Source organism: Streptomyces sp. NPDC006923 (genome assembly GCF_040635655.1).
Taxonomy (GTDB): Bacteria; Actinomycetota; Actinomycetes; order Streptomycetales; family Streptomycetaceae; genus Streptomyces.
On sequence record NZ_JBEYIF010000001.1, the window covers coordinates 171,413 to 196,631 of the forward strand.

The 25,219-nt window shown below is 68.8% G+C and carries 18 protein-coding genes and 1 tRNA gene; 10 read left to right on the forward strand and 9 right to left on the reverse strand.

Annotated elements, in window-relative coordinates:
* Positions 1 to 117 precede the first annotated feature (117 nt).
* Positions 118 to 2,829, reverse strand: a complete 2,712-nt coding sequence (polA, locus tag ABZ707_RS00800) for a DNA polymerase I (RefSeq protein WP_360165525.1) — start codon at positions 2,827 to 2,829, stop codon at positions 118 to 120.
* 130 nt (positions 2,830 to 2,959) lie between these two features.
* On the opposite strand from polA, the gene ABZ707_RS00805 reads away from it, so the two are divergent.
* The 7 genes from ABZ707_RS00805 to ABZ707_RS00835 all read left to right on the forward strand — a co-directional run bounded on the left by ABZ707_RS00805 (position 2,960) and on the right by ABZ707_RS00835 (position 12,160).
* On the forward strand, positions 2,960 to 5,248 hold the full coding sequence (locus ABZ707_RS00805; RefSeq protein ID WP_360165528.1) for an FdhF/YdeP family oxidoreductase: 2,289 nt from the start codon (positions 2,960 to 2,962) through the stop codon (positions 5,246 to 5,248).
* Positions 5,249 to 5,424: 176 nt separating this feature from the next.
* A complete protein-coding gene (locus ABZ707_RS00810; protein WP_360165531.1) occupies positions 5,425 to 5,901 on the forward strand; it encodes a hotdog fold thioesterase in 477 nt (158 codons plus the stop codon).
* Positions 5,902 to 6,501: 600 nt separating this feature from the next.
* Positions 6,502 to 7,743: a branched-chain amino acid ABC transporter substrate-binding protein gene (locus ABZ707_RS00815; protein ID WP_360165534.1), complete on the forward strand. Its 1,242-nt coding sequence runs from the start codon at positions 6,502 to 6,504 to the stop codon at positions 7,741 to 7,743.
* A gap of 97 nt (positions 7,744 to 7,840) precedes the next feature.
* Positions 7,841 to 8,770 carry a branched-chain amino acid ABC transporter permease gene (locus ABZ707_RS00820; protein ID WP_319684796.1) on the forward strand — a complete coding sequence of 310 codons (930 nt, stop codon included), beginning with the start codon at positions 7,841 to 7,843 and terminating at the stop codon, positions 8,768 to 8,770.
* Between the two features lie 5 nt (positions 8,771 to 8,775).
* Positions 8,776 to 10,566, forward strand: a complete 1,791-nt coding sequence (locus ABZ707_RS00825; protein WP_360165538.1) for a branched-chain amino acid ABC transporter permease — start codon at positions 8,776 to 8,778, stop codon at positions 10,564 to 10,566.
* A 5-nt stretch (positions 10,567 to 10,571) separates the two neighbouring features.
* Positions 10,572 to 11,447: an ABC transporter ATP-binding protein gene (locus tag ABZ707_RS00830; RefSeq protein ID WP_360165541.1), complete on the forward strand. Its 876-nt coding sequence runs from the start codon at positions 10,572 to 10,574 to the stop codon at positions 11,445 to 11,447.
* Complete coding sequence (locus ABZ707_RS00835; protein ID WP_319684802.1) at positions 11,444 to 12,160, forward strand: ABC transporter ATP-binding protein; 717 nt, start codon at positions 11,444 to 11,446, stop codon at positions 12,158 to 12,160. The genes ABZ707_RS00830 and ABZ707_RS00835 overlap by 4 nt, the downstream gene beginning before the upstream one ends.
* A 69-nt stretch (positions 12,161 to 12,229) precedes the next feature.
* Here the strand turns inward: ABZ707_RS00835 and ABZ707_RS00840 are convergent, their stop codons facing one another.
* Complete coding sequence (locus ABZ707_RS00840) at positions 12,230 to 12,883, reverse strand: response regulator (RefSeq protein WP_319684804.1); 654 nt, start codon at positions 12,881 to 12,883, stop codon at positions 12,230 to 12,232.
* A gap of 100 nt (positions 12,884 to 12,983) precedes the next feature.
* Here ABZ707_RS00840 and ABZ707_RS00845 point away from each other — a divergent pair.
* A tRNA-Leu gene (locus tag ABZ707_RS00845) sits at positions 12,984 to 13,056 on the forward strand.
* Between the two features lie 110 nt (positions 13,057 to 13,166).
* Positions 13,167 to 13,949 (forward strand): transcriptional regulator, encoded by a 783-nt coding sequence (locus ABZ707_RS00850; protein ID WP_360165545.1) that lies wholly within the window; start codon positions 13,167 to 13,169, stop codon positions 13,947 to 13,949.
* A 25-nt stretch (positions 13,950 to 13,974) separates the two neighbouring features.
* On the opposite strand, the gene pyk is transcribed toward ABZ707_RS00850, so the two are convergent.
* Entirely contained in the window at positions 13,975 to 15,408 is a 1,434-nt protein-coding gene (gene pyk / locus ABZ707_RS00855) for a pyruvate kinase (protein WP_360165548.1), read from the reverse strand.
* 138 nt (positions 15,409 to 15,546) lie between these two features.
* Positions 15,547 to 16,266, reverse strand: coding sequence for an SIMPL domain-containing protein (locus tag ABZ707_RS00860; RefSeq protein WP_360165551.1), 720 nt, complete (start codon positions 16,264 to 16,266; stop codon positions 15,547 to 15,549).
* 174 nt (positions 16,267 to 16,440) lie between these two features.
* On the opposite strand from ABZ707_RS00860, the gene ABZ707_RS00865 reads away from it, so the two are divergent.
* Entirely contained in the window at positions 16,441 to 18,270 is a 1,830-nt protein-coding gene (locus ABZ707_RS00865) for a 5'-nucleotidase C-terminal domain-containing protein (RefSeq protein WP_360165554.1), read from the forward strand.
* 18 nt (positions 18,271 to 18,288) lie between these two features.
* On the opposite strand, the gene ABZ707_RS00870 is transcribed toward ABZ707_RS00865, so the two are convergent.
* From ABZ707_RS00870 to ABZ707_RS00890, 5 genes are all read right to left on the reverse strand, one after another.
* On the reverse strand, positions 18,289 to 19,698 hold the full coding sequence (locus ABZ707_RS00870; protein WP_360165557.1) for a SidA/IucD/PvdA family monooxygenase: 1,410 nt from the start codon (positions 19,696 to 19,698) through the stop codon (positions 18,289 to 18,291).
* The gene (locus tag ABZ707_RS00875; protein ID WP_360165559.1) at positions 19,695 to 21,131 is read right to left on the reverse strand and encodes an aminotransferase class V-fold PLP-dependent enzyme; all 1,437 of its coding nucleotides are present in this window, start codon (positions 21,129 to 21,131) and stop codon (positions 19,695 to 19,697) included. The genes ABZ707_RS00870 and ABZ707_RS00875 overlap by 4 nt, the downstream gene beginning before the upstream one ends.
* 234 nt (positions 21,132 to 21,365) lie before the next feature.
* Positions 21,366 to 23,858 (reverse strand): aminopeptidase N, encoded by a 2,493-nt coding sequence (gene pepN / locus ABZ707_RS00880; protein WP_360165562.1) that lies wholly within the window; start codon positions 23,856 to 23,858, stop codon positions 21,366 to 21,368.
* 41 nt (positions 23,859 to 23,899) lie between these two features.
* Positions 23,900 to 24,259 (reverse strand): chorismate mutase, encoded by a 360-nt coding sequence (locus ABZ707_RS00885; protein WP_360165565.1) that lies wholly within the window; start codon positions 24,257 to 24,259, stop codon positions 23,900 to 23,902.
* A gap of 148 nt (positions 24,260 to 24,407) precedes the next feature.
* Positions 24,408 to 25,217, reverse strand: coding sequence for a serine protease (locus tag ABZ707_RS00890; protein WP_360165568.1), 810 nt, complete (start codon positions 25,215 to 25,217; stop codon positions 24,408 to 24,410).
* Positions 25,218 to 25,219 lie beyond the last annotated feature (2 nt).

The following is a 25,219-nucleotide window of genomic DNA, read 5'->3' on the forward strand; positions in this document are numbered from 1 at the left end:
GCCCCCGGGGCCGTCCTTCCACCGGCCCCCGGGCCCGGATCAGCGCGTACGGCCGCCGCGGACCGGTCCGGGTGCGAGGCCGCCGGCCCGGGCGCAGCGGGACCGGTGTGCCGCCGGTCAGTGCGCCGCCGACTCCCAGTCCGCGCCCACGCCCACCGACACGTCCAGCGGCGCACGCAGCTCGACCGCGGCGGACATCTCACGGCGCAGCAGCTCCTCCACGGCCTCGCGCTCGCCCGGGGCGATCTCCAGCACGATCTCGTCATGGACCTGGAGGAGCATCCGCGAGGTCAGACCAGCCTGGGTCAGCGCACGGTCCACATGGAGCATGGCGACCTTGACGATGTCCGCCGCCGTGCCCTGGATGGGCGCGTTGAGCGCCATCCGCTCCGCCATCTCACGCCGCTGGCGATTGTCGCTGTTGAGGTCCGGCAGATAGCGGCGGCGGCCCAGCATCGTCTCCGTGTAGCCGGTGGCCCTGGCCTCCACGACCGCACGCTGCAGATAGTCCCGCACCCCTCCGAAACGCTCGAAGAACGTCTCCATCAGCCCGCGCGCCTCGGCCGCGTCGATGTTGAGCTGCTGGGAGAGGCCGAACGCCGAGAGGCCGTAGGCCAGTCCGTACGACATCGCCTTGATCTTGCGGCGCATCTCCGGATCGACCGCGGACTTCGCCACGCCGAACACCTGCGACGCGACCGTGGTGTGCAGATCCTCGCCGGATGTGAACGCCTCGATCAGCCCCGCGTCCTCCGACAGATGAGCCATCACCCGCAGCTCGATCTGGCTGTAGTCCGCCGTCATCAGCGACTCGTAGCCCTCGCCGACCACAAAGCCCCGGCGGATCGCCCGGCCCTCGTCGGTACGCACCGGGATGTTCTGCAGATTGGGATCGGTCGACGAGAGCCGGCCGGTCGCCGCCACCGTCTGGTTGAAGGTGGTGTGGATACGGCCGTCCGCGCCGATCGTCTTGATCAGGCCCTCGACCGTCACCCGCAGCTTCGCCTGCTCCCGGTGGCGCAGCATGATGACCGGCAGCTCATGCTCGGTCTGGGCGGCGAGCCAGGCCAGCGCGTCGGCGTCCGTCGTATAACCGGTCTTCGTCTTCTTGGTCTTGGGCAGACCCAGCTCACCGAAGAGGACTTCCTGAAGCTGCTTGGGCGAGCCGAGGTTGAATTCGTGGCCGACGGCGGCGTGCGCCTCCTTCACGGCCTGCTGGACCGCGCCCGCGAACTGCTGCTCCATCGCCTCCAGATGCGACCGGTCGGCGGCGATGCCGTGCCGCTCCATCCGGGCCAGCAGCGCGGACGTCGGCAGCTCCACCCCGTGCAGCAGATCGGTGGCGCCGACCTCGCCCAGCCGCTCGGTGAACGCCTCGCCCAGGTCGAGGACGGCACGGGCCTGCGCCATCAGCGCCTCGGCCTCGGCCTGCTCGTCCGTACCGAACGCGAGCTGTCCGTCGGCGGCGGCCTCCGGCGCCAGCTCCCGGCCCAGATATTCGACGGCGAGCGCGTCCAGCGCGAAGGACCGGCGGCCCGGCTTGACCAGATAGGCCGCCAGAGCGGTGTCCATGGTGACCCCGCCGACCCGCCAGCCGTGCTCGGGCGCGACCCGCATCGCGCCCTTCGCGTTGTGCATCACCTTGGGCCGGCCCTCGTCACCGAGCCACGACACGAAGGCCCGCTCGTCGGCCTCGTCCAGCTCGGTCGTGTCGAACCAGGCCGCCGCGCCGTCCGCCGCGGCGAGCGCCACCTCGCTGACGTTCCCCGTGCCCAGCGCCCAGGTGTCGACCGTGGCCACGCCGAGCGGCTGCCCGCCGTGTTCCGCGAGCCACGGAGCCAGCTCCCCCGAACCCAGCACCGAGCCGTCCAGCTCGACACCGGCGGCCGGCGCCGGGCCCTCCTCCTCGACCGCGCCCGGATCCACCGCGAGCAGCCGCTCACGCAGGCTCGGGTTACGGATCTCCAGCACGTCCAGCACGCCCTTCACCGCCGTACGGTCGTACGGCGCGCGCGCCAGCTCCTCCGGGGTCTTCGGCAGCGACACGTCCCGGACCATCTCCGTGAGCCGGCGGTTCAGCCGGACCGACTCCAGATGATCACGGAAATTCTGTCCCGCCTTGCCCTTCACCTCGTCGGCGCGCGCCACCAACTCGTCGAACGAACCGAACTGGTTGATCCACTTCGCGGCGGTCTTCTCACCCACACCCGGGATACCGGGAAGATTGTCGGAAGGATCACCGCGCAGGGCCGCGAAATCCGGATACTGCCGAGGCGACAGCCCGTACTTCTCCAGGACCTTCTCCGGAGTGAAACGAGTCAGCTCCGAGACGCCCTTCGTCGGATACAGCACCGTCGTGTGCTCACTGACCAACTGGAACGAATCCCGGTCACCCGTGACGATCAGCACCTCGAAACCCGCGGCCTCGGCCTGCGTCGCCAGCGTCGCGATGACGTCGTCCGCCTCGAACCCCTCGATCGCGAACCGGTCCGCGCGCATCGCGTCCAGCAGCTCGCCGATCAGCTCGACCTGCCCCTTGAACTCGTCCGGCGTCTTCGAACGATTCGCCTTGTACTCGGGGAACTCCTCCGCACGCCATGTCTTTCTGGACACATCGAACGCCACGGCGAAATGCGTGGGCGACTCATCACGGAGCGTGTTCGCCAGCATCGACGCGAAGCCGTAGATGGCGTTCGTCGGCTGCCCCGTCGCCGTCGTGAAATTCTCCGCCGGCAGCGCGAAGAACGCCCGGTACGCCAAGGAGTGCCCGTCCATGAGGAGCAGGCGAGGACGGTTGTCTGCGGTCTTCTTCGATGCTGTCTCAGCCACGCCCCCGATCCTGCCACGCCCCACTGACAATCCCGACCGGTCCGACCTCCTCCACCGACCGCCGGCGGCCCGTGGCAGGATCGATGACATACACACATACCCACGGAACACAGGCCCCAGGGAGCGCGCCATGGCCAGCAAACCGCCCACAGGTGATCCGGTCCAGGACGCGCCCCAGGTCGCGGCCCCCAAGCACGCCGCCGCGGGACTCCCCGCCGTCGCGCACACGCTGCGCATCGCCCAGCAGCAGATGGGCATCAGCCGCACCGCCAGGACCCTGCTCAAGGTCAACCAGAAGGACGGCTTCGACTGCCCCGGCTGCGCCTGGCCCGAGGGCGACCACCGGCACACGGCGGAATTCTGCGAGAACGGCGCGAAGGCCGTCGCGGAAGAAGCGACGCTGCGCCGCGTCACCCCCGACTTCTTCGCCGCCCACCCCGTCTCCGACCTCGCCGGCCGCAGCGGCTACTGGCTCGGACAGCAGGGCCGGATCACCCAGCCGATGCTGCTGGACCGGAGCCCCGGAGCGCCGGCCCCGGACCACTACACGCCCGTCACCTGGGAACGGGCCTTCGCGATCATCGCGGAAGAGCTCACCGCCCTCGGCTCCCCCGACGAGGCCCTCTTCTACACCTCGGGCCGGACCAGCAACGAGGCCGCGTTCCTCCTCCAGCTCTTCGCCAGGGAATTCGGCACGAACAACCTGCCCGACTGTTCCAACATGTGCCACGAGTCGTCCGGCTCCGCCCTCATGGAGACCATCGGCATCGGCAAGGGCAGTGTCTCCCTGGAAGACCTCCACCAGGCCGACCTGATCATCGTGGCCGGCCAGAACCCGGGCACCAACCACCCGCGCATGCTCTCCGCCCTCGAAAAGGCCAAGACGGCCGGGGCGAAGATCATCTCGGTCAACCCGCTGCCCGAAGCCGGCCTCGAACGGTTCAAGAACCCCCAGACCCCGCAGGGACTGCTCAAGGGCGCCGCGCTCAACGACCTCTTCCTCCAGATCAGGATCGGCGGCGACCAGGCACTCTTCCGCCTGCTCAACAAACTGATCATCGAGACCCCCGGCGCCGTCGACGAAGACTTCGTCAACGAACACACCCACGGCTACGAGGAATTCACCGCCGCCGCACACGCCGCCGACTGGGACCTGACACTGGCCGCCACCGGCCTGGAGCGCGCCGAGATCGAACAGGCCCTCTCCATGGTCCTCGCCTCACAGCGCACCATCGTCTGCTGGGCCATGGGACTCACCCAGCACAAGCACTCCGTACCCACCATCCGCGAAGTCGTCAACTTCCTCCTGCTGCGCGGCAACATCGGCCGCCCCGGCGCGGGCGTCTGCCCCGTACGAGGCCACTCCAACGTGCAGGGCGACCGCACCATGGGCATATTCGAACGGCCCGCGCCCGCCTTCCTCGACGCCCTCGACCGCGAATTCGCCATCACCTCGCCACGCCACCACGGCTACGACGTCGTCCGCTCCATCGAGGCACTGCGCGACGGCGAAGCCAAGGTCTTCTTCGCGATGGGCGGCAACTTCGTCGCCGCCACCCCCGACACCCACGTCACCGAAGCCGCGATGAGCCGCGCCCGCCTCACCGTGCACGTCTCCACCAAACTCAACCGCTCCCACGCCGTCACCGGCACCCGCGCGCTGATCCTCCCCACTCTCGGCCGCACCGACAAGGACATCCAGGCCGGCGGCCGGCAGATCGTCAGCGTCGAGGACTCCATGGGCAAGGTGCACGCCTCCCGCGGCAACCTCCCGCCCGCGAGCCCCCACCTGCTCTCCGAACCGGCCATCGTCGCCAGAATGGCCCGCGCCGTCCTCGGCCCCGCCTCCCTCACACCCTGGGAGGACTTCGAAAAGGACTACGCCCGCATCCGCGACCGGATCGCCCGCGTCATCCCCGGCTTCGAAGACTTCAACGCACGCCTCGCCCACCCCGGCGGCTTCACCCTCCCCCACGCCCCCCGCGACGAACGCCGCTTCCCCACCGCCACCGGGAAAGCCAACTTCACCGCGGCCCCGGTGGAATTCCCCGAACTGCCGGCAGGACGCCTGCTGCTGCAGACCCTCCGCTCCCACGACCAGTACAACACCACCATCTACGGCCTCGACGACCGTTACCGCGGCATCAAGGGCGGCCGCCGCATCGTCCTCGTCAACGCCGAGGACGCCGCCGAACTCGGCCTCGCCGACGGCTCCCACACCGACCTGATCAGCGAATGGAAAGACGGCGTCGAACGCCGCGCCCCCGGCTTCCGCGTCGTCCACTACCCCACCGCCCGCGGCTGCGCCGCCGCCTACTACCCCGAGACCAACGTCCTGGTCCCCCTCGGCGCCACCGCCGACACCAGCAACACCCCCGCCAGCAAGTCCGTCGTCGTCCGCTTCGAACAAACCCGCTGACAAAAGCACGGAAGCCGCAGCCCCCGTCCGGCCGGTCCCCATGAGCCCCCGGCGACCGGCCGGACCGCGGGGCGTGCCGCACACGTCCCGTCCGGCGAAGGCCCTAAGCGTTCGCTCAGCGATCTGATAAGCAATACGGTGCACCTACCGCACCGCAGACGATCGGAGCCGGGCCCATGGGCGAGCAGAACCCCACCACGTTCCCGCAGGACATCATCGACGAATACGCCGCACTCGGCGTCGACCTGCCCGCGCTCTTCTCCGCCGGACACCTCGGCACCCGCATGGGCGTGCACATCACCGAGGCGTCCGCCGACCGCGTCACCGGCACCATGCCCGTCGAAGGCAACACCCAGCCCTACGGACTCCTGCACGGCGGAGCGTCAGCCGTCCTCGCGGAAACCCTCGGCTCCGTCGGCGCCATGCTGCACGGCGGCAGCGCCAGAATCGCCGTCGGCGTCGACCTCAACTGCACCCACCACCGCGGCGTCCGCAGCGGAATCGTCACCGGCGTCGCCACCCCCGTCCACCGCGGCCGCACCACCGCCACCTACGAGATCGTCATCACCGACGAACACGGCAAGCGAGTCTGCACCGCCCGGCTCACCTGTCTGCTGCGCGACGCCGGCCCCGAGGGCACCACCACCGCCTGAGCCACGCCACGCCGGCGGACCCCCAACAACCAAGAGCGGACGCGGAGTTGCCCCCGCCCGCACCCGCTCGGCCCCCGGCGCCGACGTCAGCGTCGGCGATGGCAGAAAGCGCCAGAAAACGGATTCGAACCACCCGGCGCCCTCACCTCACACCGGACACAACAGCGGCGCGCGCCACCGGAGACCAGCCCCGGAACACCGGCCTCCCTTTCCTCTCCGTAACACTCCGTAATACGCACGCAATACAGAAGCGGAGTCCCGCCGACCGTCCTGGCCACCCGCCATGATCCCGCCGCACCCCCCAAAGCGGCCAGGACCACGCCACACCGCCCTTCCGGCAACTCTCCTTCCGTTCCTGCTGGTTCTCACCATCTGGACACCCGAACAACCCCAAATCACCCTTTCTCTCCCATGCGCCGGAACTCCGATTCGCCTCCGTCATAACAAGAGCGTCACAGCATGGCCCGCACCTCTGCACCATCCCCACCAGCGCGCTTAGAGTCACGGCCAGTCACCGCGCCACCGGATTACCTTCAGTTCGGTTCCAGCGCTCGACCCGGCGTCCCAGCAGGAACGCCGCGCCAGGGGAAAGGACTGATCGTGCGTCACCGTTCCTTGTTCATCATCACCACCGCGGTTACCGCAGGAGCCCTCACACTGTCGGCCTGCGGCTCCCGCGACGACAACGGCGGAGGCAGCGGAGGCGGCGGCGACACGACCACCGTCGTCATCGGCCTCGACGCCCCCCTCACCGGAGACCTCTCCGCACTCGGGCAGGGCATCAAGAACTCCGCTGACCTCGCCGTCAAAACAGCCAACAAAAACCAAGAAGTCAAGGGCGTCACCTTCAAGCTGGAGCCCCTCGACGACGTCGCGCAGGCCGCCACCGGCCAGCAGAACGCCACCAAGCTCGTCGGCGACGCCGCCGTCATGGGCGTGGTCGGCCCCCTCAACTCCGACGTCGGCCAGTCCATGCAGAAGGTCTTCGCCAACGCCAACCTGGTCCAGGTCTCCCCCGCCAACACCAACCCCGAGCTCACCCAGGGCAAGGACTGGCAGACCGGCACCAAGGTCCGCGGCTTCAAGACGTACTTCCGTACCGCGACCACGGACGCCATTCAGGGCCCCTACGCCGCGCAGTACATGTACAACGAGAAGAAGCTCAAGAAGGTCTACGTCATCGACGACAAGAAGACCTACGGAGCCGGCCTCGCCGCGACCTTCGCGAACGAATTCAAGAAGCTCGGCGGCCAGGTCGTCGGCACCGACCACATCAACCCCGACGACAAGGACTTCTCCTCCGTCGCCAGCAAGGTCGCCCAGGCCAAGGCCGACTTCGTCTACTACGGCGGCGAATACCCGGCCGGCGCGCCCCTCGCCAGCCAGATCAAGAACGCCGGCGCCAAGATCCCCACCATCGGCGGTGACGCGCTCTTCAGCGCCGAATACATCAAGCTCGCCAAGAAGAACTCCGAGGGCGACCTCGCCAGCTCCGTCGGCGCGCCCCTCGAAACCCTCGACACCGCCAAGAAGTTCATCGCCGACTACGAGGCAGCCGGCTACAAGGACGCCTACGAGGCGTACGGCGGCTACTCCTACGACTCCGCCTGGGCGATCATCCAGGCGGTCAAGGCGGTCGTCGAGAAGAACGACGGCAAGCTCCCCGAGAGCGACGAAGCCCGTAAGCAGATCACCGAAGCCATGCAGAGCGTGACCTTCGACGGTGTCTCCGGCAAGGTCGGATTCGACGAATTCGGCGACACCACCAATAAGCAGCTCTCCCTCTACGAGGTCAAGGGCGGCAAGCACGTCGCGGTCCAGAGCGGCGAATTCCAAGGCTGAGCCGGGCCCACCGGCCACACCCTGAACACCACACCGCGCGGGGGCGCCACAGCGCCCCCGCGCGGCCGTATCTGACAACACATTCGGAGGCCCCGCGGTGAACGATCTGCCGCAGCAACTTGCCAACGGCCTGCTACTCGGCGCGCTGTACGGACTCATCGCAATCGGTTACACGATGGTCTATGGCATTGTCCAGCTCATCAACTTCGCCCACGGCGAGATATTCATGATCGGCGGCTTCGGCGCGCTGACCGCATATCTGTGGCTGCCGGACGGCACCAGCCTCATGCTCGCCCTGCCGCTCATGATCCTGATGGCCATGGCCTGCTCCGTACTCGTGGCCATGGGAGCCGAACGCTTCGCCTACCGGCCACTGCGCACCGCCCCCCGGCTCGCCCCGCTCATCACCGCGATCGGCCTCTCCATCGCACTCCAGCAAGCCATCTGGGCGTTCTACCCCGAGGCCACCAAATCCCGGCCCTTCCCCGAATTCGAAGGCGGCAGGCTCGACTTCGGCGCCTTCGCCATCGGCCGCGGCGACCTCTTCCTCCTCATCGCTGCCCCGCTCTGCATGATCGCCCTCGGCCTGTTCGTGTCCAAGACCCGCACCGGCCGCGCCATGCAGGCCACCTCGCAGGACCCCGACACCGCCAAGCTCATGGGCATCAACACCGACCGCATCATCGTCACCGCCTTCGCCATCGGCGCCGCCTTCGCCGCCATCGCCGCCGTCGCCCACGGCCTCAAATACGGCGAAGTCAACTTCCGCATGGGCTTCATCGCCGGACTCAAAGCCTTCACCGCCGCCGTACTCGGCGGCATCGGCAACATCTACGGCGCCATGATCGGCGGACTCGTCCTCGGCCTCGCCGAAGCCATGGCCACCGCCTACATCGAGAACATCCCCGGCATGTCCCAGCTCGGCGGCGGCGCCTGGAAAGACGTCTGGGCCTTCGTCCTTCTCATCCTCGTACTGCTGCTGCGGCCACAAGGCCTCCTCGGCGAACGCGTCGCGGACAGGGCGTGATACCCATGACCACCACACCACAGCACACCACCCCCACCACGGCCCGGCAGACCCCACCGCTCATCCCCCTGCCGGCCGCCGCCGCCCGCACCGCCACCGCCGTCGGAGCCCTCGCCACCTTCGCGAGCACCTTCCTCGCGTGGACCTGGACCTCCGAATTCCCCGGCGACCTCACCGTCACCGGCTACCCCGGCGGCCTCCAGGTGCTCACCCTCACCGGCGCACTCCTCACCCTCGTCTACGCCCTCGCCGCCCGCGGCACCCGCGGCCTGCGCTGGCTCTCCCCCGGCGGCAAGAACAGCCCCGTCCTCCTCCTGGCCCTCGGCACCTTCGCCACCACCTGGTACGCCGTCGTGGCCATCGCCGTGGAACTCGGCGGACTCGCCAACCTCGAACCGGGCGGCTACGTCGCCGCCATCACCTCCCTCATCACCCTCGTCGCCGCCCTCGGACTCCCCACCGACGTCCCCGGCAGCGACGACAACCCGCTCGTCTGGAAGCGACTCACCCAGTCCTTCAAAGCCCCCACACCCGACAAAGCCCCACCCCTGCCCTCCTGGGCCGAAATCCTCATCATCGCCGCCGCCTTCGGCCTCGGCCTCTTCGTCTTCACCTACGGCATCGACACCGAATACGCCGAACTCTTCATCGGCTTCCTCATCCTCGTCGCCTTCGGCGCCACCGCGGTCTCCCGAGCCGGCCTGAACCGCCGCCTCGCCACCCTCACCGCGAAACACAAGAACATCACCGTCACCGCGGCCTTCGTCGCCGCGTTCGCCTTCCCCTTCACCCAGAGCAACGACGCCTACGCCACCATCGGCGCGAACATCCTCATCTTCGCCACCGTCGCACTCGGCCTCAACGTCGTCGTCGGCCTCGCCGGCCTCCTCGACCTCGGATACGTCGCCTTCCTCGGCGTCGGCGCCTACACCGCCGCACTCGTCTCCGGCTCACCCAGCTCCACCATCGGCATCCAACTGCCGTTCTGGGCCGCCGTCCTCGCCGGCGCCGCCGCCTCACTGATCTTCGGCGTCGTCATCGGCGCGCCCACCCTGCGGCTGCACGGCGACTACCTCGCCATCGTCACCCTCGGCTTCGGTGAGATCTTCCGCATCGGCATGCAGAACATGGACGGCTCGTCCGGCCCCGACGTCACCAACGGGCCCAACGGCATCCCCAACATCCCCGACCTCGAACTCTTCGGCTTCAACCTCGGAGAGCCACACACCGTCCTCGGGGTCGAACTCGGCAGGTTCTCCAACTACTACCTGCTGATGCTGTTCTTCACCATCATCGTCGTCACCGTCTTCCGCCGCTCCGACCAGTCCCGCATCGGCCGCGCCTGGGTCGCCATCCGCGAGGACGAGACCGCCGCACGCGCCATGGGCATCAACGCCTTCCGGCTCAAACTGCTCGCCTTCGCCCTCGGCGCCACCCTCGCCGGAATGGCGGGCACCGTACAGGCCCACGTGACCTTCACCGTCACCCCAGCCCAGTACAAGTTCGTCGAAGCCGTGCCGCCCAACTCCGCCTTCCTCCTCGCCGCCGTCATCCTCGGCGGTATGGGCACCGTCAGCGGACCCCTCATCGGCGCCGCACTCCTCTACCTCATCCCGGCGAAACTCCAGTTCATGTCCGATTACCAGCTCCTGCTCTTCGGCATCGCCCTCGTCCTGCTCATGCGATTCCGCCCCGAGGGCCTCATCGCCGACCGCAGGAAGCAGCTCGAATTCCACGACACCGGCCAACTCGACGCCCCCAAGGGCGATATCGGCCTCAGCAAGGCGGGGGTGTGAACCACATGACCACCGACACCATCACCCCGAGCACCGCCACCCCGGTCCTCCACGCCTCCGGCGTCACCATGCGCTTCGGCGGACTCACCGCCGTACGCAACGTCGAACTCACCGTCAACAGCGGCGAAATCGTCGGACTCATCGGCCCCAACGGCGCCGGCAAAACAACCTTCTTCAACTGTCTCACCGGACTCTACGTCCCCACAGAAGGCACCGTCTCCTACAAAGGAAACGTCCTTCCCCACCAGTCCCACCTCGTCACCCAGGCCGGAATCGCCCGCACCTTCCAGAACATCCGGCTCTTCGCCAACATGACCGTCCTGGAAAACGTCCTCGTCGGCCGGCACACCCGCACAAAAGAAGGACTCTGGTCCGCACTGCTCCGCGGCCCCGGCTTCAAAAAAGCCGAACGTGAATCCGAAGAACGCGCCATGGAACTCCTCGAATTCACCGGCCTCGCCCACAAGCGCGACCACCTCGCCCGCAACCTCCCCTACGGAGAACAGCGCAAGCTCGAAATCGCGCGGGCCCTCGCCAGCGAACCGGGACTCCTCCTCCTCGACGAGCCCACCGCCGGCATGAACCCCCAGGAGACCAGGACCACCCAGGACCTCGTCTTCGCCATCCGCGACCAGGGCATCGCCGTCCTCGTCATCGAGCACGACATGCGCTTCATCTTCAACCTCTGCGACCGGGTCGCCGTCCTCGTCCAGGGCGAAAAGCTCGTCGAAGGCACAGCCGAAGTCGTCCAGGCGGACGAACGCGTCGTCGCCGCCTACCTCGGCACCCCCTACGAGGGCGCCCCGGACGACCAGGAAACCGCCACGACGGAGGCCGCCCCGACGCACAGCACCACAGGCACCGAAGGAGACAACCAGTGACCGCCCTCCTCGAGGTCGAGGACCTCAAGGTCGCCTACGGCAAAATCGAAGCCGTCAAAGGCATCTCCTTCAGTGTCGAAGCCGGCCAGATCGTCACCCTCATCGGCACCAACGGCGCCGGCAAGACCACCACCCTCCGCACCCTCTCCGGCCTGCTCAAACCAGCCGGCGGGAAAATCACCTTCGACGGCCGGCCGCTCGGCGGAGTCGGCGCCCACAAAATCGTCGCACTCGGCCTCGCGCACTCCCCGGAAGGCCGCAGGATCTTCCCGCGCCTCACCATCGCGGAAAACCTCAAACTCGGCGCCTTCCTCCGCAAGGACAACGACGGCATCGCCAAGGACATCCAGCGCGCCTACGACCTCTTCCCCATCCTCGGGGAACGCAGGAAACAAGCGGCGGGCACCCTCTCCGGCGGCGAACAGCAAATGCTCGCCATGGGCCGCGCCCTCATGTCACGACCCAAACTCCTCATGCTCGACGAACCCTCCATGGGTCTCTCGCCGATCATGATGCAGAAGATCATGGCCACCATCAGCGAGCTCAAAGAGCAAGGCACAACGATTCTGCTCGTCGAACAGAACGCCCAGGCCGCGCTCTCCCTCGCCGACCACGGCCACGTCATGGAAGTAGGAAAAATCGTCCTCTCAGGAAGCGGACAACACCTCCTCCACGACGAATCCGTACGCAAGGCATACCTCGGCGAAGACTGAGCCCCAGCCACACCAAAAGGCCCGCCCCGGCACAACCGGGGCGGGCCCACGCACATCCGCGCGACGGAGCTACTGCCCCTTCGACGCCCGCTTCTCGTCAGCGTCCTCGATCACGGCCTCAGCCACCTGCTGCATCGACAGCCGACGGTCCATCGACGTCTTCTGAATCCACCGGAACGCCGCCGGCTCCGTCAGCCCGTACTGCGTCTGCAGCACCGACTTCGCCCGGTCCACCAGCTTCCGCGTCTCCAGCCGCTGCGTGAGGTCCGCGACCTCCCGCTCCAGCGTCCGCAGCTCCGTGAACCGCGACACCGCCATCTCGATGGCCGGCACCACATCGCTCTTGCTGAACGGCTTCACCAGATACGCCATCGCCCCGGCGTCCCGCGCCCGCTCCACCAGATCACGCTGGGAGAACGCGGTCAGCATCAGCACCGGCGCGATCGACTCCTCGGCGATCCGCTCGGCGGCGGAGATGCCGTCCAGAACCGGCATTTTCACATCGAGGATCACCAGATCCGGCCGGTGCTCCCGGGCCAGCTCCACGGCGCGCTCGCCGTCGCCGGCCTCACCGACGACCGAGTAGCCCTCTTCTTCGAGCATCTCTTTGAGGTCGAGGCGGATGAGGGCCTCGTCCTCTGCGATGACGACGCGCGTCGTCAGCGGCGGGACATGCGACTTGTCGTCATCGTCGACGGGCTGGGGCGACTCGGGGGCGGTCACGGGGGCTCCTCGTTCAGACAGGATGCTGCTGCCCATGAGCCTACCTAGCTGCGGTATGGTTGGGGCACGGAGGGTCCTTGCCTTCCTTCGTTTCGAAGGAGCCCCGGTAGCCCAGCGGTAGAGGCCATGGATTCAAAACCCATACAGCGTCGGTTCGAATCCGACTCGGGGCACTCTCCCTTCGATTCCAAGGTGGATCAACGTCCAGAGGATCTTCACTCGCACTGGTGAACGCGCGCTCGAATTCGCACTTGCCCGCTGATCGCGCGCCAGGCTTGTGGCCATGTACGACCTCGATACCCGCAAGCGCGCAGTCGCCCTGGTCGCCCACGGCCGCAGCCTCAACGCGGTGAGCAAGCAGACCGGCATCTCCCGGGCCTCGATCCGCGCCTGGCTCATCCGCATCGAACCATTACCCCGCATACGCGCGCAGGCTCGCCCCTGCCCCAGGTGCCTGCCCAGACCGAGCGCGCCGGCCGACCCGGCCTCGTACGCCTACCTGCTCGGCCTCTACCTCGGTGACGGCTGCGTCAGTCCCCAGAAGCGCGGGGGCTACCAACTGCGCATCGCGTGCGCGGACGCGTGGCCCGGCCTCATCGACCAGTGCCGGGCCGCAGTCGAGGCCGTACGGCCGGAAGATCCCGTGTGGATCCTCCAGAGACAAGGATGCGTGGCGGTGACGAGTTACAGCCGGCACTGGCTGTGCATGTTCCCCCAGCACGGCGGCGGCATGAAGCACACCCGCCCCATCGTCCTCGAATCCTGGCAGCAGGACATCGTGGACGCTCATCCGTGGGAGTTTCTCCGGGGGCTGATCCACTCCGACGGCTGCCGGAACATGAACTGGACCACCCGCGTGGTGCGTGGCGAGAGGAAGCGCTACGAGTACCCGCGGTACTGGTTCACAAATGTCTCCGACGACATCCGGCGGCTCTACACGGACACCCTCGACACGGTGGGAGTCGAGTGGAGGCACTGCACCCGGGCGGGCAGGCCGTACAACATATCGGTCGCCCGGCGCGCGTCCGTCGCTCTCCTGGACGCGCACATCGGGCCGAAGTACTGACCCCGGCCCGACCACACCCCGCCGGTTACTTCGGGCTGTCGTCCTCGCCGATGTGGTGGACGCGGACCAGGTTGGTGGAGCCGGCCACTCCGGGCGGGGAGCCCGCGGTGATCACGACGATGTCGCCCGTGTCGCAGCGGCCGATCTTCAGGAGTTCCTCGTCGACCTGGGCGACCATCGCGTCCGTGGACTCCACATGGGGGCCGAGGAATGCCTCCACGCCCCAGGTGAGATTGAGCTGGGCGCGGGTGGCGGGGTCCGGAGTGAAGGCGAGCAGCGGGATCGGGGAGCGGTAGCGGGAGAGCCGCTTGACGGTGTCGCCGGACTGGGTGAAGGCGACGAGGAATTTCGCGCCGAGGAAGTCGCCCATCTCCGCGGCGGCCCGGGCGACCGCGCCGCCCTGGGTGCGGGGCTTGCCGCTCTCGTTGAGTTCGGGGAGGCCCTTGGCGAGGATGTCCTCCTCCGCCGCCTCGACAATGCGTCCCATCGTCTTGACGGTCTCGATGGGGTATTTGCCGACGCTGGTCTCGCCGGAGAGCATGACGGCGTCCGTACCGTCGATGACGGCGTTGGCGACGTCGGATGCCTCGGCCCGGGTGGGACGGGAGTTCTCGATCATCGAGTCGAGCATCTGGGTGGCGACGATGACGGGCTTCGCGTTGCGCCGGGCGAGTTCGATGGCGCGCTTCTGGACGATCGGCACCTGTTCGAGGGGCATTTCGACGCCGAGGTCGCCGCGGGCGACCATGATGCCGTCGAAGGCGGCGACGATGTCGGCGATGTTGTCGACGGCCTGGGGCTTCTCGATCTTGGCGATGACGGGGACGCGGCGGTCTTCCTCGTCCATGATCCGGTGGACGTCGTTGATGTCCGCCCCGCTGCGCACGAAGGAGAGGGCGATGACGTCGGCGCCGGTGCGCAGGGCCCAGCGGAGGTCGTCGATGTCCTTCTCGGAGAGCGCGGGGACGGAGACGGCGACGCCCGGGAGGTTGAGGCCCTTGTGGTCGGAGACCATGCCGCCCTCGATCACGAGGGTGTGGACGCGGGGGCCCTCGACTGAGGTGACTTCGAGGGTGACCTTGCCGTCGTCGACGAGGATGCGTTCGCCGGCGGTGACGTCGGCGGCGAGTCCTTCGTAGGTGGTGCCGCAGGTGTGGCGGTCGCCTTCGAGGGGTTCGACGGTGATCGTGAATTCATCACCGCGTTCAAGGAGTACGGGTCCTTCTCGGAAGCGGCCGAGGCGGATCTTCGGGCCTTGAAGGTCGGCGAGGATGCCGACGCTGCGGCCGGTTTCTTCGGCGGCTTTGCGTACGCGTTGGTAGCGCTCGTCGTGTTCGGCGTAGGTGCCGTGGCTGAGGTTGAGGCGAGCGACGTCCATTCCGGCTTCGACCAGGGCTTTGATCTGGTCGTATGAGTCGGTGGCGGGCCCCAGGGTACAGACGATCTTTGCTCGGCGCATATGTCGAGCCTAGACCTTACCGGCGGGTAGGGAATTGGCCGTGCATGACTACCCAACAACCTTTGCGTGAAGGGTTGTTGACAAACGTTGAACTGTGCGAACGGGTGCTCCGATGAGCATTTTTTCTTTTGGCGCCGGTCAGCCCCCGAGGTCCGGCGGGGTCATGGTGAAGCGTGCGTTCACGTGCGCGTAGACGGTCTGGCGCTGCGGTTCGAGATCGAGTACGGGGGCCGTCTCGGCCGTTTCCGTGTTTGCGTATGCGGCTCTGGAGCGGGGGCCGCCGGGGGCGGGGGGCGGGCCGTACCCGGTGTTCTCGGCGCCGAGGTCGGCGAGCTCGACGAGTGCGGCGAGGCGGGCGCCGAGGGCTTCGGCGTATTCGCGGGCGCGCTGGACGGCGTCGCGTACGGCTTGGCGGCGGGCTTCGCCGTGGGCCGGCGAGTCGGGTCGCAGGGCCCACCAGGGCCCGCTGACGCGGGTGAGGTCGAGGTCGGCGAGGCGGGTGGTGAGTTCACCCAGGGAGGTGAAGTCGGTGAGTTCGGCCGTGATGTGGACGCTGCCGTGGTAGGCCCGGACGCGTTCGCCGCGGCCGTGCCGGGTGAGTTCGGGGCTGATGGAGAAGGAGCCGGTTTCGAGTTTTTCGACGGCGTCGCCGTAGGACTTGATGAGGGCGAGGACGTCGGCGTTGCGCCGGGTGAGGTCGTCGAGCGCGGTGCGCCGGTCGGTGCCGCGGGCGCTGACGGCGATGCCGATTCTGGCGATCTCGGGGTCGACTTCGAGTCGGGCTTCGCCGCGGACGGCGACCCGGGGGGTTTCGGGGGTGCCGTGGGGAGGGGCAGGGGCGGATGCGTCGGCGTTCACGGGTGGGTCCCTTGTCCGGCGTTCGGTGGGTACGGACACTCTCGCATCCTGGTATGACGATCGGCAGTCACCTGATCGAAACCTTGTCGTGGTGTTGCGACGCGGCGTACTGAGCCACAATCTACGCGCGTTGTTCGTTGAGTTCACTGGGTCTGCTGGACCGGAGGAGAAGAAATGCCGCTGAACAGAAGGACGTTCCTGGGCCGCTCGGCCGCTGCTGGTGCCGGGGTGGCGCTGGTGGGCGGGGCCGCGGTGCCGGCCGGGGCGACGGGGCGTGGTCATGGGTCGGGGCATGGTCATGGCTCGGGTCACGGGCGTCCTGCGAAGCGGTACTCGTTCACCGTGATGGGGACGACGGATCTGCACGGGAACGTCTTCAACTGGGACTACTTCACGGACAAGGAGTTCGATGACGCGGCCCACAACGATGTGGGCCTGGCGAAGATCTCGACGCTGGTGGAGGGGATCCGGCGGGAGAAGGGCCGTGGCAACACCCTGTTGATCGACGCGGGTGACACGATCCAGGGCACTCAGTTGTCGTACTACTACGCCAAGATTGATCCGATCACGGCGAAGCGCGGGCCGGTGCATCCGATGGCGCAGGCGATGAACGCGATCGGTTATGACGCGGCGGCGCTCGGTAATCATGAGTTCAATTACGGTATTCCGGTGCTGCGGAAGTTCGAGGAGCAGTGTGATTTCCCGCTGCTGGGTGCGAACGCGCTGGATGCGAGGACATTGAAGCCGGCGTTCGCGCCGTATGTGATCAAGAGGTTGCGGACGCCGCACGGTCAGGATGTGCGGGTGGCGGTGCTGGGGCTGACGAATCCGGGGATCGCGGTCTGGGACAAGGCGAATGTGCAGGGGAAGATGACCTTCCCGGGCCTGGAGGAGCAGGCGGCGAAGTGGGTGCCGAAGCTGCGTTCGATGGGTGCCGATGTGGTGATCGTATCGGCGCATTCGGGGACGGACGGTTCGTCGTCGTACGGCGATCAGGTGCCGTATGTGGAGAACGCGGCGACGCTGGTGGCGGAGAATGTGCCGGGCATTGACGCGATTCTGGTGGGGCACGCGCACGCGGAGATCGCCGAGCGGCGGGTCGTGAACAAGAAGACCGGCCGGGAGGTCGTGCTGTCGGAGCCGGCGAAGTGGGGCCAGCGGCTGACCGTCTTCGATTTCGATCTGGTGTGGGAGCGGGGTGGCTGGGCGGTCGAGCGGGCCGGTTCCACGGTGCTCAACTCGAACACCTCGGTGGAGGACCGGAAGATCACGCGGCTGCTCTCCGACGAGCACGCCAAGGCGGTGGCGTACGTCAACCAGGTCATCGGTACGTCGACGGCGGCGATGTCCACGGTGGACGCGCCGTGGAAGGACGAGCCGATCATCGATCTGATCAATCATGTGCAGACGGAGACGGTGCGCGCGGCGCTGGCGGGCGGCGAGTGGGCGGCGCTGCCGGTGCTGTCGCAGGCGTCGTGTTTCTCGCGTACGGCGGCGATTCCGGCGGGTGAGGTGACCATCAAGGACGCGGCGGGGCTGTATCCGTTCGAGAACACGATGGAGGCGCGGCTGCTGACGGGGGCGCAGATCAAGGAGTATCTGGAGTTCTCGGCGCGGTATTACGTGCAGACGGCGGCGGGGGCGCCGGTGGACACGTCGAAGTTGACGAACGCGGGTAATACGCCGGACTACAACTATGACGTGGTGTCGGGTGTGACGTATGAGATCGATGTCGCGAAGCCGGCGGGGTCGCGTATCGCGGATCTGCGATTCGACGGTGCGCCGCTGGATCCGGCGGCGACGTTTGTGCTGGCGGTGAACAACTACCGGGCGAGCGGCGGCGGGAATTTTCCGCATGTCGCCGCCGCCCAGCAGGTGTGGTCGAATTCGGATGAGATCCGCAACACGATCATCAGTTGGGTGAAGGACGCGGGCACGGTGGATCCGGCGGTGTTCGCTTCGGTGGGGTGGAAGCTGACGCGGGACGGTGTGCCGGTCTTCTGATCCGGTGCCCGGGCGCGTTCAGCGCGCTTCGGTGAGTGGGACCAGGCCCCTCGGTGCGGGTACCGGGCGGGTCTGGTTCTGTGTGTGGAGTCCGAAGGTGGTGAAGGCGGTGCGGCGGGGCAGCGGGTAGGGCTCTTTGCCGGTGAGGTGGTTGAGGATGGTGGCGCTGCGCCAGGCGGCGAGTCCCAGGTCGGGGGCGCCGACGCCGTGGGTGTGGCGTTCAGCGTTCTGTACGTAGATGGAGCCGGTGACGGCGGGGTCGAGTGCGAGGCGGTAGTGCTCGTCGACACGGTGGCGTCCCGCGGTGTCCCGGTGGAGGTGGGGTTCGAGTCCGGCGAGGAGGCGGCCGAGGGGGCGTTCGCGGTAGCCGGTGGCGAGGACGACGGCGTTGGTGGTGAGGCGGCTGCGGGTGTTCTGCCGGTCGTGTTCGAGGTGGAGTTCGATTTTGGTGGTGGCGATGCGGCCGGCGGTGCGGACGGTGACGCCGGGGGTGAGGACGGTGTCGGGCCAGCCGCCGTGGAGGGTGCGGCGGTAGAGCTCGTCGTGGATGGCGGCGATGGTGTCGGCGTCGATGCCCTTGTGGAGCTGCCATTGGCGGGGGACGAGGTCGTCGCGTGCCTGTTGGGGCAGGTCGTGGAAGTAGCGGGTGTAGTCGGGGGTGAATTGTTCGAGGCCGAGCTTGGAGTACTCCATGGGTGCGAAGGCCTCGGTGCGGGCGAGCCAGTGGATTTTCTCGGCTCCGGCGGGGCGGGCGCGGAGGAGGTCGAGGTAGATCTCGGCGCCGGACTGTCCCGATCCGATGACCGTGATGTGTTCGGCGGCGAGGATCTGTTCGCGGTGGTGGAGGTAGTCGGCGGAGTGGATGACGGGGGCGGCGGGGGCTTCGACGAGTGGTTTGAGTGGTTCGGGGATGTGCGGTTCTGTGCCGATGCCGAGGGCGATGTGGCGGGTGTGGGTGCGGCCGAGGGCTTCGGCTTCGCCGTCCTGGCCGAGTTGGGTGAAGTCGATTTCGAAGAGGTGGCCTTCTGGGTTCCAGCGGACGGCGTCGATCTGGTGGCCGAAGTGGAGTCCGGGGAGTTGTTCGCTGGTCCAGCGGCAGTAGGCGTCGTATTCGGCGCGCTGGATGTGGAAGCGTTCGGCGACGTAGAAGGGGTAGAGCCGGTCGCGGGCGCGGAGGTAGTTGAGGAAGGACCAGGGGCTGGCGGGGTCGGCGAGGGTGACGAGGTCGGCGAGGAAGGGCACTTGGAGGGTGGCGCCTTCGATGAGGAGGCCGGGGTGCCAGTGGAAGGCGTGGCGTTGCTCGTAGAAGGCGGTGGAGAGGCCGCCGTGGATGCCGTCGGCGAGGGCGGCGAGGGAGAGGTTGAAGGGGCCGATGCCGATGCCCACGAGGTCGTGCGGGTGGTCGGGGTCGGTTGGCTGGGGGGTCATCGGCGGGTGCTGCCTTCCACGAGTTTGAGAAGTGTTTCGAGGTCGTCGGGGGTGGTGTGGGGGTTGAGGATGGTGGCTTTGAGCCAGAGGCGGCCGTTGGCGCGGGCCCGGCCGAGGACGGCGGTGCCCTGGGTGAGGAGGGCGCGGCGGATGTCGGCGACGGTGTGGTCGGCCGCGCCGGTGGGGCGGAACAGCACGGTGGTGAGGGTGGGCTGTTCGTGGAGTTCGAGGCCGGGGTGGTTTTCGACGAGTCCCGCGAGGTGGTGTGCGGCGGCGCAGGTGTGGTCGATGAGGGCGGCGAGCCCGGTGCGGCCGAGGGCTTTGAGGGTGACGGCGGTTTTGAGGATGTCGGGGCGGCGGGTGGTGCGCAGGGAGCGGCCGAGGAGGTCGGGGAGTCCGGCTTCGGTGTCGTCGTCGGCGTTGAGGTAGTCGGCGGTGTGGCCGAGTGGTGCGAGGTGGCTGGTGTCGGGGACGGCGAGGAGGCCGGCGGGGGCGGGTTGCCAGCCGAGTTTGTGGAGGTCGAGGGCGACGGAGTGGGCGCGGTCGAGTCCGTTGAGCGCGGCGCGGCGAGTGGGGCTGAAGAGGAGGGGGCCGCCGTAGGAGGCGTCGATGTGGAGTTCGGCGTGGTGGGTGGCGCAGAGGTCGGCGATGGCGGGGAGTGGGTCGATGCGGCCGGTGTCGGTGGTTCCGGCGGTGGCGGTGACGAGCAGCGGGGGGTGCAGGTCGGTGAGGGTCCGGTGGAGTGCGGGGAGGTCGACGGTGCCGGTGGGGGCGGGGACGGTGACGGGCCGGGGCAGGCCGAGGAGCCAGGCGGCGCGGTGGATGGAGTGGTGGGTGTTGGCGCCGCAGACGATCTGGACGCGGCCGTGCCGTTCGCGGGCGAGGAGGAGTGCGAGGAGGTTGGATTCGGTGCCGCCGGTGGTGACGAGGGCGTCGGGGCCGGTGTGGTGGGGGTAGATCTCGGCGGCGAGGGTCCGGGTGACGAGTGTTTCGAGGGTGGAGGCGGCGGGGGCCTGGTCCCAGGAGTCCATGGAGGGGTTGAGGGCGGACGCGGCGAGGTCGGCGGCGACGGCGAGCGCGAGCGGCGGGGTGTGCAGGTGGGCCGCGCAGAGGGGGTCGGCGGGGTCGGCGGCGCCTTGGGCGAGGGTGTGGACGAGGGTGCGCAGGGCGTGGTGGGCGCCGGTGCCTTCGTCGGGGAGTACGGGTTCTGCCGCTGCCCGGGTGCGCCGGTCGGTGTGGGCGGGTCCGCCCGCGGGGAGTGGCCCGTGGCGTTCCGCGGCGCCGTCGCGCAGCGCGTCGAGCACGGTGGCGAGGAGGGGCCGCAGTGTGTTCGGTCCGTGTTCGCCGCCGGCGAGGGGCGGGAGTGGGGTGGCGAGGGGCGGGAGTGGGGTGGGGGGGCGCGTGTCCGGGTGGGTGGGGGGTGGCGTGCTCATGGGGGGTCCTTCGGTTACGCGGGGGCACCAGGGTGTCCGGGTTTCGGTGGTGGTGCCCGTGGTGCACAACGATCCGAACCCGAAAGTGGTACTGCCGCGCGGTGAAGGACGGCGCAGAGCGCGTCGGCTGCTATGGCGTGGCGCCGGGCGGCCGCCCCGGGGTCCGGCGTACGGGTGCGGGTGTGTACGCGAGTTCGGAGGTCTCGGGGCGGCCGGGCCGCGGGGGTTGGCGGGTCAGGCGGTACGGATCCGCAGTGCCCGGTCCAGGTCGTCGAGCTGGTCGACGAGTTTGCGGCGCAGTGCCGGGATCATGTCGGCGTTGTCGAGGCAGTCCTGGCCGAGGCGCAGTGATGTCCGGTCCACCGCGTGGACGGGGAACGCGTACCGGCCTGCGGCGTCGGCGATGGCGGGGCCCCTGCGGTCGGCGAGGGCCACGGCTTCGGGGTAGTAGCGGGGTACGTACTCCTGTACCAGGGCCGCTTGTTCGGGCTGCCAGAAGCCCTGGGCGGTGGCGGCGAACAGGTAGTTGGAGAGGTCGTCGCCGGCGAAGAGCCGGGCCCACGCGCGGGCTTTGGCGGCGGGGTCGGGCAGGGCGGCGTGGCAGCGGGCCGCGCCTTCCTGGCCGGTGGCGCTGGGGTCCTGGTCGAGTTCGCGGTTGATCGCGGTGTGGTCGGTGGCGCCGAGGACGGCGAGCCGGGTGAGGATGCGCCAGCGGAGTTCCGGGTCGAGTTCGGGGCCGCCGGGGACGCTCCCGGAGGTGAGCCAGTCCTGGATGGTGCCGGGCTGGGTGGCGGCGTCGATGAAGTGGCGTACGGCGGTGAGCCGGAGGCCGGGGTTGCTGCCGTCCTCGGTGCGGCGGATCAGGTCGCGGCTGATCTCGGTGAGGGTGGTGAGGGCGGCGGGCCGGCCGGCGGGGCCGAGGTAGCGGTTGGTGATGTGGGTGGCGGAGAAGGTGAGGACGCCCTGGACGAGTGCGAGGTCCGTCTCGTGCGGGAGATGGGCGCGGGCGGCGTCCAGGTAGGCGGTGGGGGCGAGTTCGCCGTCGCGGACCATGTCGCGGGCGGCGTTCCAGACGACGGCGCGGGTGAGGGGTCCGGGGATGCCGGAGAGGGCGCTCAGGGCGGTGTCCCAGGAGGCGGGGTCGAGGCGGATCTTGGCGTAGGTCAGGTCGTCGTCGTTGAGGACGAGGAGGGCGGGACGGCGGCCGGGGCGGACGGTGGGGCCGCCGGTGGCGGGGAGGTCGAGTTCGACGCGTTCGCGTGCCACGAGCCGGCCGGGGTCGGCGACGTCGAGGTCGTACACGCCGGCGGTGAGGCGGTGGGGCCTGCCGCCGTTGTGGGTGACGTCCAGGGCCCATTCGGTGTCGGTGGCGGTGATCCGGGGCGTGAGGGTGTCGATGCCGGTGGTGCGGAGCCATTGGGCGGCCCAGGCGTGGACGTCACGGTCGGTGGCGTGGGCGAGGGAGTCGATGAAGTCGGCGAGGGTGGCGTTGGCGAATTTGTGCCGGGCGAAGTGGATGTTGATGCCGGCGAGGAAGTCTTTCTCGCCGAGCCAGTTGACGAGCTGGCGCAGGGCGGAGGCGCCCTTGGCGTAGGAGATGCCGTCGAAGTTGAGCAGTGCGGAGGCGGTGTCGGGGACGGCTTCCGGGTCGGGGGCGACGGGGTGGGTGGAGGGGCGCTGGTCGGCGTCGTAGCCCCAGCTCTTGCGGCCGATGCCGAAGTCGACCCAGGTGTCGGTGAATCGGGTGGCCTCGGTGAGGGTCTGGTAGCCCATGTACTCGGCGAAGGACTCGTTGAGCCAGATGTCGTCCCACCAGGTGAGGGTGACGAGGTCGCCGAACCACATGTGGGCCATCTCGTGGGCGACGACCATGGCGCGGGTCTGGCGTTCGGTGTCGGTGACGGCGGAGCGGTAGACGAATTCGTCGCGGAAGGTGACCAGGCCGGGGTTTTCCATGGCGCCGGCGTTGAATTCGGGGACGAACGCCTGGTCGTAGGAGTCGAAGGGGTAGGGCTCCTGGAATTTCTCGTGGTAGCGGTCGTAGCAGGCGCGGGTGATGTCGAGGATCTCGTCGGCGTCGGTGTCGAGGTGGGGTGCGAGGGAGCGGCGGCAGTGGATGCCGAAGGGCAGTCCGGCGTGTTCGGTGCGGACGGAGTGCCAGGGGCCGGCGGCGATCGCGACGAGGTAGGTGGAGATGAGCGGGGTGGGGGCGATGGTCCACTGGCGGGCGTCGGTCCGCCGGGCGATGCCGTTGCCGAGGACGGTCCAGTGTTCGGGCGCGGTGACGGTCAGTTCGAAGACGGATTTGAGGTCGGGCTGGTCGAAGGCGGCGAAGACGCGCTGGACGTCTTCCATGAAGAGCTGGGTGTAGACGTATGTCTCGCCGTCGGCGGGGTCGGTGAAGCGGTGCATGCCTTCGCCGGTGCGGGAGTAGCGCATGGCGGCGTCGACGCGCAGTTCGTGTGCGCCCGTGTCGAGGCCGGTGAGCCGGAGCCGGTTCCCGGTGAGTCCCGCCGGGTCGAGGGGGCGGCCGTCGAGGGTGACGGTGCGCAGCTCGGCGGGCTTGAGCTCGACGAAGGTGTCCCCGGCCGTCCGCGCGGTGAAGCGGATGACGGTGTGGGAGTCGAAGGTGTCCTCGCCGGTGGTCAGATCGAGGGCGATCGTGTATCGGTGGACGTCGAGGAACTGGGCTCGGGTCTGCGCTTCGTCGCGCGTCAGTACGGACATGGGGCCATGCTGCCCGATGGGCCGCGGGCGGCGCAGCGGGTTCACCTGTCGGCGGACGTTCCCGCTTCTTGATCTCCGCCGCTGGTCAGGGGCTTGTCCGCGAGGCGTTCATGGTGCCGGATGACCTCGGCGATGATGAAGTTGAGGAGCTTTTCGGCGAAGGCCGGGTCCAGTCTGGCGCTCTCGGCGAGCTGGCGGAGCCGGGCGATCTGACGGGCTTCGCGGGCCGGGTCGGCGGGCGGGAGCCGGTGTTCGGCTTTGAGGACGCCGACTTGCTGGGTGCATTTGAAGCGCTCGGCGAGCATATGGACGAGGGCCGCGTCGATGTTGTCGATGCTCTCGCGGAGGCGGTTCAGTTCGGCTTGTACGGAGTCGTCGATGCCGTGGGCGCTCGTGGTCATGGTCCGGAAGCTTAAGGGTTGGCCCGTATACCTGGTGGATCGGCGAGCGGCGCCGGATGCGGTGCATCGCGAGGCGGAGGGGCGGACGGGGAGGGGCGGGTACGGGGCGATGCGCCCCGTACCCGCCCCTCCCCCGGTCTGTTCCGGGTCAGAGGGTCGCCGCGGCGGAGGCGATGGCGGAGGCGAAGGTGGAGACCTCGGTGTAGACGCCGGGGTAGCCGGGCCGGGCGCAGCCGTTGCCCCAGCTCACGATGCCGACCTGGATCCAGGCGTTGGCGCTGTCACGGCGGAACATGGGGCCGCCGGAGTCACCCTGGCAGGTGTCGGTGCCGCCCTGGGCGAAGCCGGCGCAGATCTCCTCGGCGGTTATCACGTCGCCGCCGTAGGACGAGTCGCAGCTCGCGTCGGAGACGAACGGCACGGTGGCCTTGAGGAGGTAGCGCTGCTGGCCGCCGCCCTCGGTCGCGGCGCCCCAGCCGGCGACGGTGAAGGTGCCGCTGTTGTAGGCGGTGGTGGTGGCGATCTTCAGGGTGGGCTGGTTGATGGGCTGGGCGAGCTTGATGAGTGCCCAGTCCTTGCCGGCGCCGTTGTAGCCGGGCGCCTGGAGCACCTTGGTGGACTTGACCTTGACGGCGCTGGCGCTCTGGAGGTCGACGACGCCCGCGGTGGCGGTGATGCTGGTGTTGTTGCCGGATCCGTTCACACAGTGTGCGGCGGTCAGGACGATGTTGGGGGCGTACAGTGCGCCGCCACAGCCCATGGAGAGGCGGACCATGAAGGGGAATTCGCCCTGGGCCGCGCGGGTGCCGCCGACGACGGGCGGCGCGACGGGCGCGGCGGCGCGGGTCGCGGGGGCCGGGGTGGGCGCGGCGGAGGCGGAGGTGGGCTGGAGGCTGATGGCGGCGAGGACGACGACGCCGGCGGCGGCGCATCTCTTGAGGGCACCCAGGATTCTCAACG

Bases quoted from the DNA above. Each gene is read 5' to 3' on its own strand.
- ABZ707_RS00805 (WP_360165528.1), top strand. From the start codon at position 2,960: ATGGCCAGCAAACCGCCCACAGGTGATCCGGTCCAGGACGCGCCCCAG.
- ABZ707_RS00810 (WP_360165531.1), top strand. From the start codon at position 5,425: ATGGGCGAGCAGAACCCCACCACGTTCCCGCAGGACATCATCGACGAA.
- ABZ707_RS00825 (WP_360165538.1), top strand. From the start codon at position 8,776: ATGACCACCACACCACAGCACACCACCCCCACCACGGCCCGGCAGACC.
- ABZ707_RS00830 (WP_360165541.1), top strand. From the start codon at position 10,572: ATGACCACCGACACCATCACCCCGAGCACCGCCACCCCGGTCCTCCAC.
- ABZ707_RS00850 (WP_360165545.1), top strand. From the start codon at position 13,167: ATGTACGACCTCGATACCCGCAAGCGCGCAGTCGCCCTGGTCGCCCAC.
- pyk (WP_360165548.1), bottom strand. From the start codon at position 15,408: ATGCGCCGAGCAAAGATCGTCTGTACCCTGGGGCCCGCCACCGACTCA.
- ABZ707_RS00865 (WP_360165554.1), top strand. From the start codon at position 16,441: ATGCCGCTGAACAGAAGGACGTTCCTGGGCCGCTCGGCCGCTGCTGGT.
- ABZ707_RS00870 (WP_360165557.1), bottom strand. From the start codon at position 19,698: ATGACCCCCCAGCCAACCGACCCCGACCACCCGCACGACCTCGTGGGC.
- ABZ707_RS00875 (WP_360165559.1), bottom strand. From the start codon at position 21,131: ATGAGCACGCCACCCCCCACCCACCCGGACACGCGCCCCCCCACCCCA.
- pepN (WP_360165562.1), bottom strand. From the start codon at position 23,858: ATGTCCGTACTGACGCGCGACGAAGCGCAGACCCGAGCCCAGTTCCTC.
- ABZ707_RS00885 (WP_360165565.1), bottom strand. From the start codon at position 24,259: ATGACCACGAGCGCCCACGGCATCGACGACTCCGTACAAGCCGAACTG.